Origin of the sequence: Nocardia sp. NPDC059764 (assembly GCF_042732555.1) — a bacterium.
Taxonomy (GTDB): Bacteria; Actinomycetota; Actinomycetes; order Mycobacteriales; family Mycobacteriaceae; genus Nocardia.
The window spans coordinates 19837-32032 of record NZ_JBHWHH010000077.1 but is presented as its reverse complement, the minus strand read 5'-3'; the positions used below and the strand labels follow the sequence as shown (position 1 = coordinate 32032).

The 12196-nt window shown below is 68.5% G+C and carries 10 protein-coding genes; 7 read left to right on the top strand and 3 right to left on the bottom strand.

What is annotated here, in order from left to right; all coding sequences use genetic code 11:
• The first annotated feature begins 145 nt into the window (after positions 1-145).
• Positions 146-1429 carry a phosphoribosylamine--glycine ligase gene (gene purD, locus ACFV4K_RS18805; protein WP_379276345.1) on the top strand — a complete coding sequence of 428 codons (1284 nt, stop codon included), beginning with the start codon at positions 146-148 and terminating at the stop codon, positions 1427-1429.
• A gap of 124 nt (positions 1430-1553) precedes the next feature.
• On the opposite strand, the gene ACFV4K_RS18800 is transcribed toward purD, so the two are convergent.
• A complete protein-coding gene (locus ACFV4K_RS18800) occupies positions 1554-2609 on the bottom strand; it encodes a M23 family metallopeptidase (protein ID WP_379276344.1) in 1056 nt (351 codons plus the stop codon).
• Positions 2610-2872: 263 nt separating this feature from the next.
• Between ACFV4K_RS18800 and ACFV4K_RS18795 the strand changes: the two genes are divergently transcribed.
• The 5 genes from ACFV4K_RS18795 (at position 2873) to ACFV4K_RS18775 (ending at position 7829) form a co-directional block, all read left to right on the top strand.
• Positions 2873-4030, top strand: coding sequence for a pyridoxal phosphate-dependent aminotransferase (locus ACFV4K_RS18795; protein ID WP_379276343.1), 1158 nt, complete (start codon positions 2873-2875; stop codon positions 4028-4030).
• A gap of 69 nt (positions 4031-4099) precedes the next feature.
• The gene (locus ACFV4K_RS18790; RefSeq protein WP_357089689.1) at positions 4100-4705 is read left to right on the top strand and encodes a TetR family transcriptional regulator; all 606 of its coding nucleotides are present in this window, start codon (positions 4100-4102) and stop codon (positions 4703-4705) included.
• A 32-nt stretch (positions 4706-4737) separates the two neighbouring features.
• Positions 4738-6159 (top strand): adenylosuccinate lyase, encoded by a 1422-nt coding sequence (gene purB, locus ACFV4K_RS18785; RefSeq protein ID WP_379276342.1) that lies wholly within the window; start codon positions 4738-4740, stop codon positions 6157-6159.
• Positions 6160-6303: 144 nt separating this feature from the next.
• Entirely contained in the window at positions 6304-6741 is a 438-nt protein-coding gene (locus ACFV4K_RS18780; RefSeq protein WP_379276340.1) for an HIT family protein, read from the top strand.
• A gap of 128 nt (positions 6742-6869) precedes the next feature.
• Positions 6870-7829, top strand: coding sequence for an alpha/beta hydrolase (locus tag ACFV4K_RS18775; RefSeq protein WP_379276339.1), 960 nt, complete (start codon positions 6870-6872; stop codon positions 7827-7829).
• Positions 7830-7894: 65 nt separating this feature from the next.
• Here ACFV4K_RS18775 and ACFV4K_RS18770 read toward each other — a convergent pair whose 3' ends face one another.
• Positions 7895-8110 carry a DUF397 domain-containing protein gene (locus ACFV4K_RS18770; protein ID WP_357089680.1) on the bottom strand — a complete coding sequence of 72 codons (216 nt, stop codon included), beginning with the start codon at positions 8108-8110 and terminating at the stop codon, positions 7895-7897.
• Between the two features lie 369 nt (positions 8111-8479).
• On the opposite strand from ACFV4K_RS18770, the gene ACFV4K_RS18765 reads away from it, so the two are divergent.
• Positions 8480-10636 carry a S9 family peptidase gene (locus ACFV4K_RS18765; protein WP_379276337.1) on the top strand — a complete coding sequence of 719 codons (2157 nt, stop codon included), beginning with the start codon at positions 8480-8482 and terminating at the stop codon, positions 10634-10636.
• Here ACFV4K_RS18765 and ACFV4K_RS18760 read toward each other — a convergent pair whose 3' ends face one another.
• Positions 10637-12028, bottom strand: coding sequence for a glutamate decarboxylase (locus ACFV4K_RS18760; protein ID WP_379276335.1), 1392 nt, complete (start codon positions 12026-12028; stop codon positions 10637-10639).
• Positions 12029-12196 lie beyond the last annotated feature (168 nt).

Here is a 12196-nt window from a genome sequence, read left to right as displayed (position 1 = left end):
CCCCCCGCTTCGCTCCTCCGCTCCACTCAGTCCAGAACGAGCGCTCCGCCTCCCCGCGCTTGCGCCCCGAACCTCTGGGCGGGTCTCATGGCCGCATGCTGGACCGCCATTCGGTGGGTAACCCCAGCCCTCTAAGCTGTTCGCCGTGCGCGTACTCGTCATCGGTTCCGGAGCCCGTGAACATGCCCTCGTCCTGGCACTGCGCAAGGACCCGGCGGTGACCGCGGTCTACGCGGCGCCCGGCAATGCCGGCATCGCCCAGCATGCCGAGGTGCGGGCGGTCGACGCCTCCTCCGGCGACGAGGTGGTGGCGCTGGCTCAGGAGCTGGCCGCCGACCTCGTGGTGGTCGGACCCGAGGTGCCGCTGGTGCTCGGCGTGGCCGACGCGGTGCGCGCGGCCGGGATCCCGGTGTTCGGCCCGTCGGCCGCCGCCGCGCGGATCGAAGGCTCGAAGGCGTTCGCCAAGGACGTGATGAACGCGGCCGGCGTGCGGACCGCGCACAGCGAGATCGTGGATCACCCGGGCGAATTGGATGCGGCGCTGGACCGTTTCGGTCCGACCTGGGTGGTCAAGGACGACGGGCTGGCCGCGGGCAAGGGCGTCGTGGTGACCCCGGACCGGTCGGTCGCCCGCGAGCACGGCGCCGAACTGCTCGAGCAGGGCCACCCGGTGCTGCTGGAGTCGTTCCTCGACGGCCCCGAGGTGTCGCTGTTCTGCCTGGTCGACGGTGAGACCGTGGTGCCGCTGCTGCCCGCCCAGGACCACAAGCGGGTCGGCGACGGCGACACCGGCCCCAATACCGGCGGCATGGGCGCGTATACGCCGCTGCCGTGGCTGCCCGAAGCCACCCTGCAGGCCATCGTCGACGACGTGGTCAAGCCCGTCGCCGCCGAGATGGTGAAGCGCGGAGTGCCGTTCAGCGGCCTGCTCTACGCCGGCCTCGCCATCGGCCAGAACGGCCCCGCCGTGGTCGAATTCAACTGCCGCTTCGGCGATCCCGAGACCCAGGCCGTGCTGGCCATGCTGGACAGCCCGCTCGGCGAACTCCTGCTCGCCACCGCCACCGGCACCCTCGACCAGGTCGCCGCGCCGCGCTGGAAGGACGGCGCGGCCGTCACCGTGGTGCTGGCCGCCGAGAACTACCCGGCCCGCCCGCGCAGCGGCGACGTCATCACCGGCGCGGAATCCACCGGCACCGGAGTCGAATCCGAGGTGCTGCACGCCGGCACCGCGCAGCGTGAGGACGGCGCGCTGGTGTCCGCGGGCGGCCGCGTGCTCGCCATCGTCGGCCAGGGCGCCGACCTGGTCGAGGCCCGCAAGAACGCCTACGACCGCCTCGCCGGGATCAAGCTGCCGGGCGGCCACTTCCGCACCGACATCGCGCTGGCCGCCACCGAGGGCCGCATCACGGTGCCGACCGCGAACTGAATCCCGCCCGCCGCGGCCGACTCTCGTGCCGCGACTGACGAAAGAACGCCCGCCCGAACCTGGTTCGTGCGGGCGATCTCGTATTCGGCTGGAGCCCAGCCATATTCCGTGACTCGGACCGGGATCAGCCGAGGACGATGCCGCGTTGGGCGAGCCAGGGCTGGGGGTCGACGTGCTGGCCGTTGATGACGATCTCGAAATGCAGGTGGGGGCCGGTGGAGTCGCCGCGGTTGCCGATGCGGGCGATCTGCATGCCCGCCGGGACGCGTTCGCCGACGGAGACCGAGAAGTCGTACATGTGGCCGTAGACCGAGATGGCGCCGTCGTCGTGGCGGATGCGCACCCAGAGGCCGAAGCCCTGGGCCGGGCCCGCGTCGATGACCGTGCCCGCCGCGACCGCGTAGATCGGTGAACCCAGCGGGGCGGCGATATCGATGCCCGCGTGGAAAGTGCCCCAGCGCGCGCCGAATCCGGAGGTGAACAGGCCCTTCGCGGGCAGCGCGAAACCGCCGACCCCCGGGAGCACGAATCCTGGCGGCAGAGTCGCGTCCGGAGACGGGGTCAGCCAGGGCTGCGGCTGGCCGGCCACGGCCGCAGCCGCCTCGGCCTTGGCGCGTTCCAGGGTGGCCGCCGCGGCCGCCGAGACCACGGCCTGCTCGCGCAGGTGTTCACCATTGTTGATGGCGTCCATGTACCGCTTCGACGATTCCTGCGTGGCCTGGATCTGCAACGGATATCGCACCGGAATACGCACCGCCACACCGGGACTCACCGCGGCGTCGGTGGGGATCAACGCCAGCGCCCCATCCGCGCTCGCGAACACCAGAACCGCCGTCATCCCCCCGATCAGCACCCGATGCTGAATACTCCACGCCCGCACCACCGGCCACTGCCGCCGCGCCTCGGCACGCCCCCGCTGCCCCAACTCGACAGCTTCGCCCCACGAGCGCGGCCGCCGCGACCACAACTCGACGGCCCGCGCTCGCACGATCGGCGCATACACCCGCAGATACGCGATCACCCGCCCGACGAGCTGAACCACCCACAGCCCGGCCCGCTTCGAAGCCTTACGGACCAGCGACGGTCTTTCACCGTCCGGCAGTGACCGCAACCCGGGGGTGTATGTCTCGGTGGCCGGAAAGCGGCCACGCTGCCCACCCCGGTCCACGTCCGTTTTCATTGGCTCGCCACTCTCGGTTGCGGGCCGAATGTCGGTGATGACCTCGGCGCGTCGGAGCATGCGGCGCATCGCGGCCCCAGCCCGGAGTGGCTGACGGCCGCGGCGCTCTGCGGATTCGTCCGGTGCGGGTGAGGTGGGCTGGGGTGGGGTGGTGTCCGGGGTGTTCCCGGTGGTTGCTGCTCCCCCCTGCACAGCGGCCTCCTCAGGCATTCGCACGACCGGTCCCGGACAGCCGGGGGAGCGGGTGCTCTACCGTCTGTCGGGTGCGTATCGAATCTCGCCGGTCGACCATTCCACCTTTTTACGTGATGGACGTCTGGAAAGCAGCAGCTGAACGGGCTCGGACCCATGGCGACGTGCTGGTGCTGGCCGCGGGGCAGCCTTCCACGCCCGCTCCGGAGGCGGTTTTGCGGGCCACCAAACAGGCCATGGATTCCGAATTGCTGGGTTATACCGAGACATTCGGGGTTCTGGCGTTGCGGGAGGCCATCGCCGAGCACCATCGGAGCACCTACGGGGTGCGGGTGGAGGCGGACGATGTCGTGGTCACGACCGGGTCGTCCGGTGCGTTCACGCTGTTGTTCCTGGCCGCGTTCGACCCCGGGGACACCGTGGTGGTGGCCCGGCCCGGGTATCCGGCCTACCGGAACACGCTGACCGCGCTGGGCTGTGACGTGGTGGAGCTGGACTGCGGTCCGGAGACCCGGTTCCAGCCGACCGTGGCCATGCTGGAGGCGCTGCCCGAGCCACCCGCGGGGTTGATCGTGGCCAGCCCGGCCAATCCGACCGGCACCATGATCGCGCCGGAGGAGCTGGCGGCGCTGGCCCGCTGGTGCGACGAGCACGGGACGCTGCTCATCTCGGACGAGATCTATCACGGCATCGTCTACGACGACACGGAACCGACCTCCTCCGCATGGGAGACCTCGCGTGAGTCCGTCGTGATCGGCTCGGTGTCGAAGTACTTCTCGATGACGGGTTGGCGGCTGGGCTGGATGCTGGTGCCGCAGTCACTGCGTCCGGCGCTGCAACGGCTCGCCTCGAACATGACCGTGTGCCCGCCAGCTATTTCTCAGTTTGCGGCGGTGCATGCGTTCGGTCCGGAAGCCAAAGCCGAACTGGACAGTCATGTGAAACGCTATGCGGCAAATCGCCAGCTGCTGCTGTCGCGCCTGCCGAAGCTCGGAATCACCGACCTCGCCCCCGCGGACGGCGCGTTCTATGTTTACGCGGATATCGCACACCTGACCGATGATTCGATGCGCTGGTGCACCGAGGTGCTCGACGCGACGGGTGTGGCACTCGCCCCCGGCATCGACTTCGACACCCGCCACGGCCATCACACCGTTCGCTTCTCGTTCGCCGGAGCCGCCGCCGACATCGAAGAGGCACTGGACCGGTTGGAACGGTATTTGGCCTGATCTGCCAAGAGGATTGAGCGCGGTGGGCAAAATGAACACAGCGCCGCTGATGACTGGCACGATTGCACCGTGACCACTGCGACGACTCCGAAAGGCGAACGGCGTCGCCATGCACTGGTTTGTGCCGCCGCCGAGCTACTGCTCGAGGGTGGCTTCGAGGCGGTCCGGCACCGCTCGGTGGCGACCCGGGCGGATCTGCCGCTCGCGTCGACCACCTACTACTTCGAATCGCTGGAGGATCTGATCGCGCGGGCGGTCGAATTCTCCGGCACCGCCGAACTCGAGGCCATGCGCCGCCGGGTCGGCGAGGTGACGCACCGCCGCCGCGGCGCGGAGGCGACGGTCGAGCTAGTGCTGGATCTGTTGGTGGGCCCCGAGATTCAGGACGAGGACGCGCGCGGCCAGTTGATCGCCCGCTACGAACGCTCCGTCGCCTCGGCCCGCCACCCCGAACTACGGGAGGTCCAGCTGCGACTACGCGCCCAGCTGGACGAACTGCTGACCGATGTCCTGCGTCGGTCGGACCGGGTGGTCCGCCCGGAACAGACCCGCCGTCTGGTGGCGGTAGTCGATGGGGCGGTGGTGACCGCGCTCGGTGAGTTCGACCCCCAACCCCGCCGCATGGCGCGCGGGGCGCTCTTGGAGATCATCGACATCGTCGCCCCACCGGCTTAACCCGCAGCACACAGCCGGTAAACTGGCACAACGTGAGTCTTGTGCCGAACGTCCTCGCCACCCGTTACGCCAGCCCCGAGCTGGTTCACCTCTGGTCGCCCGAGAACAAGATCGTGCTCGAGCGGCGGCTGTGGCTCGAGGTTCTCCGGGCGCAGGCCGAGCTGGGGATCGATGTTCCGGCCGGTGTCGTCGAGGACTACGAGCGGGTCATCGATCAGGTCGATCTGAAGTCCATCGCCGAGCGCGAGCGGGTCACCCGCCACGACGTGAAGGCGCGGATCGAGGAGTTCAACGCGCTCGCCGGGCACGAGCACGTGCACAAGGGCATGACCTCCCGCGACCTCACCGAGAATGTGGAGCAGCTGCAGATCCGGCTGTCGCTGCAGCACGTGTACCGCCACGGCGTGGCCATCGCGGCGCGGCTGGCCGAGCGCGCGGCCCAGTACCAGACCCTGGTGATGGCGGGACGCTCGCACAACGTGGCCGCGCAGGCCACCACCCTCGGCAAGCGATTCGCTTCCGCCGCAGACGAATTGCTCATCGCGCTGACCCGGCTGCGGGAGCTCATCGACCGCTACCCGCTGCGCGGCATCAAGGGCCCGATGGGCACCGCCCAGGACATGCTGGACCTGCTCGGCGGCGACCCGGCCAAGCTGGCGCAGCTGGAGCAGAAGGTGTCCAAGCACCTGGGCTTCGCGAACGTCTTCACCAGCGTCGGCCAGATCTACCCGCGCTCGCTGGACCACGACGTGATCTCCGCGCTGGTGCAGGTGGGCGCGGGCCCGTCCTCCTTCGCGCACACCATTCGCCTGATGGCGGGCCACGAGCTGGTCACCGAGGGCTTCCAGCCCGGCCAGGTCGGCTCCTCGGCCATGCCGCACAAGATGAACACCCGCTCCTGCGAGCGCGTCAACGGCCTGCAGGTGGTGCTGCGCGGCTACGGCTCGATGGCCGCCGAACTGGCGGGCGCGCAATGGAACGAGGGCGACGTGTTCTGCTCGGTGGTGCGCCGCGTCGCGCTGCCGGACGCCTTCTTCGCCATCGACGGCATGATGGAGACCTTCCTGACCGTACTGGCCGAGTTCGGCGCCTACCCGGCCGTGGTGGACCGCGAGCTCAACCGCTACCTGCCGTTCCTGGCCACCACCCGCATCCTGATGGCGGCGGTGCGTGCGGGCGTGGGCCGCGAGACCGCGCACGAGGTCATCAAGGAGCACGCGGTGGCGGTGGCGCTGGCCATGCGTGAGCAGGGCCGCGAACCCGATCTGCTGGACCGGCTGGCCGCCGACGACCGGATGCCGCTGGACCGGGCCGCCCTGGACGCGGCGCTGGCCGACCGGTCCGCCTTCATCGGCGCGGCCGAGGCGCAGACCGCCGAGGTGATCGCCCAGGTGCAGAAGCTGGTGGACGCCGATCCGGAGGCGGCCCGCTACACCCCGTCGCCGATCCTGTAGGGGTACAACGACTCTCGCATCTCGCCCCCGGCTCCTGGATGGAGCCGGGGGCGAACGAGTCCGTGGGAGAGTGGTGTGGGATCGGTTCGCCCGGCAGTCGGTGGAGCCGCTGGCAGCAGGTGGCCGCGGGCCTAAGCTGCGGGCATGAATCCTTACACGATCTTCGCCGATATCGTCGCCGGCCGGGCCCCGTCCTCGACGGTGTACGAGGACGAGGATTGCCTGGCGTTCATGGACATTCGGCCGGTGACGCCGGGTCATGTGCTGGTGATTCCCAAGGCGCCGGCGCGGAGTCTGGCGGAGCTGGATCCGGCGATGGGCGGCAAGCTGTTCCAGGTGGGGCAGCGGATCGCGGCGGGTCTGCGGGAGTCCGAGGTGGGCTGCGACGGCGTGAATTTCTTCCTGGCCGACGGGGTGACGGCGGGTCAGGAGGTGTTCCATGTGCATCTGCATGTGATTCCGCGCACTCCGGGGGACGGTTTCGGATTGCGGGCGCGCCCGACGTCCCCGGCGCGCGCGGACCTGGATTATCTGGCGGGATCTATCAAGGGGGCGCTGGCCCGAATCGCCTCGAGTTCATAGCGGCTGTGCATTACCATATCCGAACCGTCTGGTTTGCCAAGGACGCGCCATAACCGTATTCCCCGACATCACGCGAGTTTCTCGAGTTACGTTGGATTGTGATCGTGGTGGGCTGATGGAGGTGGGGAATGCGCGGAAGAGCCGTTGCCGCAGCTGTTTTGGCAATTGCCGCAGGTTTGCTCTATCCAGCGGCCGCGCCACCGACCATCGCCCGCGCCGCCGAGGCGGTCCGGGTCGACGAGCTGAGCTCCACCCGTTCGGCGCTGTTCATCGACTCCGTGGCAATGGGCCGCACGATCCAGGTGCAGGTGCTGCATCCGGCCGGCGGCGGCGAGCGTCCCACCTACTACCTGCTCGACGGCCTCGATCCCGGCGCCGTCCAGAGCACCTGGACCAATGCCACCGACGCGGAGCCGTTCTTCCAGGGTAAGAACGTGAACGTGGTGCTGCCGATGGGCGGCCAGGCCAGCTACTACACCGACTGGGTGTCCGACGATCCGCGCTTCGGCCGCTACAAGTGGGAAACCTTTCTGACGCAGGAACTTCCGCCGATCATCGACGGGCATTTCGCCGGTAACGGCGTGAATGCCATCGGCGGCCTGTCCATGGGCGGCATCGCGGCGTTCGTGCTGGCGGTGCGGCATCCGGAGATGTACCGGGCGGTGGCGGGCTACAGCGCCTGCCCGGACACCACCATCGCGCAGGGCGCCATGATGTTCTCGGTGGCCAATCGCGGCGGGAATCCGCTGAACATGTGGGGCGCGCCGGGCGGTCCGGCCTGGACCGGCCACAATCCGGCGGTGCTGACCGACGCGTTGCGCGGCAAGACCATCTTCCTGTCCACCGGCACCGGCCTGCCCGGTCCGCACGAGCTGGAGATCAAGCCGCAGTTGCCGGAGAACATCTTCTTCGGCGGGCCGATCGAGTTCGGGGTGGACGCCTGTGTCACCGCGTTCGAACAGCGGTTGCGTTCGTTGAACATTCCGGCGCGGGTGGAACATTCACCGGTGGGCACGCATTCGTGGTCGTACTGGCAGGACACGCTGCACAATTCCTGGCCGACCATCAGCGGGGCGATAGGGGCCTGAACAATTTCCCTGCCCGGGATCGAACGGCGTTGCGCCCGGCTCGCTTCGAACCGGGCACGGTCGAATCAGGCTCCGGGCCGGTTGAATTCGCCGTCCTTGGCGCCGGCGACGAAGGCCTCCCACTCGCCCGGGGTGAAGATCAGCACCGGGCCGTCCGGATTCCGGGAATCCCGTAATCCGATGTTTCCACTGGCCAGGAAGGCGATCTCGACGCCGTCGGCGCTGTCGTCCCCGCGCCGCCACACCACGTCGGCTTCGATCACGCGGTTCTTCGCTTCCACTGTCGCCTCCCCTGTACGCAGACCAGCAGGACTGGTCGGTGATGTAGATCGCACTCATCATGCCAGTGTTTGTGAAGGGTTCGGATCGGATATTCCATCTTCTGTCAGCGGAAGGAGGTATGTGGTGCGCACGCCATGGTCCCCGCAACGCGCCGCCCCGGTCTCCGACAGCTGTGCGGTGGTTCCCGAGCGGTTCTCGACGGAATTGGCCCACAGCATCCTGCGGATCCACCGCAGTTGCCCCACCGATCAATGCGCTCGCCGGAAGGCGGCCGTTTTCTACCTGTACGAGCAGCGCGTGACGGCCCTGCCGAGGCAGCGTCGCGCCCGTTGACCCCCGCCGCGGGGGTTCCCCACTAAGTTGGTCCCATGGCTTTGGACAGTGGGAGCACGACGTCAATCAGCGGCGCGGTGGTGGCGCCGATCGCCAAGCGGGTGCCGACGGAGCGCGTGCACCACGGGGACGTCGTCATCGAAGAGTACGAGTGGCTGCGGGACAAGGAGAATCCCGAGGTCATCGCGTATCTGGAGGCGGAGAACGCCTACACCGAGGCGCAGACCGCGAAGCTGGGCCCGCTCCGGGAGAAGATCTTCGAGGAGATCAAGGGGCGGACCCAGGAGACCGACCTGTCGCTGCCCACCCGCATGGGCGACTACTGGTACTACTCGCGCACCTTCGAGGGCAAGCAGCACGGTGTGCACTGCCGCTGCCCGATCGCCGACTCGGACGACTGGAACCCGCCCAAGCTGGAGGCCGACGTCGAGATCCCGGGCGAGGAGATCGTGCTCGACTCCAACGAGCTGGCCGAGGGCCACGACTTCTTCGCGCTCGGCGCGTACTCGCTGAGCCACGCCGGTGACATGCTCGCCTACTCGGCCGACACCCTCGGCAATGAGCGGTACACGCTGCGCATCAAGAACCTGCGCACCGGTGAACTGCTGGCCGATGAGATTCCGAACATCGCGCCCGGCGCGACCTGGTCGCTGGATGGCACCCACGTCTTCTATCAGACCCTCGACGACTCCTGGCGGCCCGACAGCGTGTGGCGGCACCGGCTGGGCACCGAGCAGTCCGCCGACGTCCGGGTCTTCCACGAGCCGGACGAGAGCTTCTGGGTCAGCATCGGCGCCACCCGCTCGGAGAAGTTCCTGGTCATCATGACCGGTTCCAAGATCACCACCGAGAACTGGATCCTGGAGGCGGACAACCCCGAGGGCGAGTTCCGGGTGCTCATCCCGCGCCGCGAGGGTGTGGAGTACTCGGCCGAGCACGCCGTCATCGGCGGCGAGGACAAGCTGCTCATCCTGCACAACGACGTGGTGGACGGCGCGAAGGCCGTCAACTTCGTGCTGGCCGAGGCCCCGCTGGCCGAGCCCGCCGCCATGAAGATCCTGATCCCGCACCGCGACGACGTGCGGCTCGAGGACATCGACGCCTTCGCCGACAAGCTGGTGCTGAGCTACCGCCGCGAGGCGCTGCCCCGGGTCGCGGTGTGGCCGCTGACCGCCGACGGCTACGGCGAGCTGAAGGACATCGACTTCGACCTGGCGCTGTTCTCGGCCGGGCTGAGCGCGAACCCGGAGTGGGAGCAGCCCATGCTGCGCATCGGGCTCACCTCCTTCATCACCCCGACCCAGGTGTTCGACTACGTGCCCGAGACCGGTGAACTGCTGCTGCGCAAGGAGCAGGTGGTGCTCGGCGGCTACGACGCCGAAGAGTATGTGCAGCACCGGGATTGGGCGGTGGCCGCCGACGGCACCCGGGTGCCGATCTCGCTGGTGATGCGGAAGGACGCGGTGGCGGAGCCGAAGCCGTTGCTGCTCTACGGGTACGGCTCCTACGAGGCGGCCATCGACCCGTACTTCTCGGTGGCGCGGCTGTCGCTGCTGGACCGCGGCATGGTGTTCGCGGTGGCGCACGTGCGCGGCGGCGGCGAGATGGGCCGGCTCTGGTACGAGCACGGCAAGACCCTCACCAAGAAGAACACCTTCACCGACTTCGTCTCCGTCGCACGGCATCTGGTGGATTCCGGGGTGACCGCGCCGGACCGCATGGTGGCCGACGGCGGCAGCGCGGGCGGCCTGCTCATGGGCGCGGTGGCGAACCTCGCCCCCGAACTGTTCGCGGGCATCCTGTCCAACGTGCCGTTCGTGGACCCGCTGACCTCCATCCTCGACCCCTCCCTGCCGCTCACCGTCACCGAGTGGGACGAGTGGGGAAACCCGTTGGAGGACAAGGAAGTCTACGAGTACATGAAGTCCTACTCGCCGTACGAGAACGTCACGGCCCAGGACTACCCGGCGATCCTCGCCATCACCGGTCTCAACGACACCCGCGTGCTCTACGTCGAGCCCGCCAAGTGGGTGGCCAAGCTCCGCGCCACCAAGACCGGCGACTCGCAGCTGCTGCTGAAGACCGAGATGAGCGCCGGCCACGGCGGCGTCAGCGGCCGCTACGAGAAGTGGAAGGAAGTCGCCTTCGAGTTCGCCTGGGTGCTGGACACCGTGGGCGCGGCGGGCGCGTAGTCACGGGAGTTCGGCCGTGGGGACGGCGGCCTGGGCGCTGTGGGTGAACCCGCCCGCCTCCTCACGGGTGAGCGAGGTCTTCAGCGGGTGCCGGTCCAGGATCTTCATGCCGCGGGCGAGGTCGGCCAGCAGCAGGTCGGCCATGTCGCGGGTGAAGCCGTGCCGCAGCACCGCCCGCATGATGGTCTCGTCCTGGCGGTCGGCGGGCAGCGGATAGGCGGCGATCAGCCAGCCGCGGGTGCGCAGCCGGTCGGACAGGTCGTAGAGGTTGAGTGTCGACTTGCCCGCCACCTTCCAGGAGACGGCGGTGATGCCGCGGTACGGGTCGCAGTCGTGGATGAGCTCGAACGGCCCGGCTTCGGCCAGCCCCTTGGCCAGATGCTGTCCGGCCTTGTAGATGGCGTGCTGCACATTGCGGTAGCCGATCCGGCCGAGCCGGATGAAGTCGTAGTACTGGGTGATGGCCTGCCCGCCGGGCCGGGAGAAGTTCAGGTTGAAGGTGGGCATGTTGCCGCCGAGATAGTCGACGTTGAAGATGAGCTCCTCGGGCAGATCCTCCTTGGTGCGCCAGACGGCCCAGCCAGCGCCCAGCGGGGCGAGCCCGGTCTTGTGTCCGGAGGCGTTGATGGACTTCACACGCGGAAGCCGGAAATCCCAGCGGATCTCGGGTGCGCAGAAGGGCGCGAGGAAGCCGCCGCTGGCCGCGTCGACGTGGATCGGGATGTCGAGACCGGCCTCGTCCTGCAGTTCGTCGAGGGCCTTGCTGATGCCCTCGACGTCCTCGAACAGGCCGGTGAAGGTCTGGCCGAAGGTGGGCACCACCATGATGGTGTTCTCGTCGCAGTGGGCGGCGACGTCGTCGGGGTGCATGGTGTAGCGCTCGCCGCGCAGCGGGACCTGCCGGATCCCGACGTCGAAGTAGCGGGCGAATTTCTCCCAGCACACCTGCACCGGCCCGCACACGAAGTTGGGGACACCGGTGCCGCCGCGCTTGCGCCAGCGGAACTTGGCGGCCAGTCCGCCCAGCATGGCGGCCTCACTGGAACCGGTGGTGGAGGTGCCGAGGGTGCCCATCGGGTCGGGGGAGCTCCACAGGTCGGCGAGCATGTGCACGCAGCGCTGCTCGAGTTCGGCGGTCTGGGGGTATTCGTCCTTGTCGACGATGTTCTTGTCGAGGCATTCGCTCATCAGCCGCCGGGCCTGGTCGTCGACCCAAGTGGTGCAGAAGGTGGCCAGGTTCATCCGGGCGACGCCGTCGAGCAGCAGTTCGTCGTGCACGATCTGGTAGGCGACCTGGGGGAACGTCTCGTGTTCGGGGAAGCCCCGGTGGGGTGCGGCGCGTTTGATGCCGGGCATCGCGTAGACGTCGTCCGGTTCGGGACTGCCGGTCATCAGGGGCTCCGATCTCGCGCACGCAGAGGTTTGCCGTATCGATGGTAGCCAGCTCTGCTCATCGAAACTGGTTCTGCAAGCTACCGTTTCGTAATCGAGAGATAGTTGCTGAAAGGTTACTATTCAGCATGGCGGCGAGGAACGGTTCGGTGGAGTGACTGGAAGGGA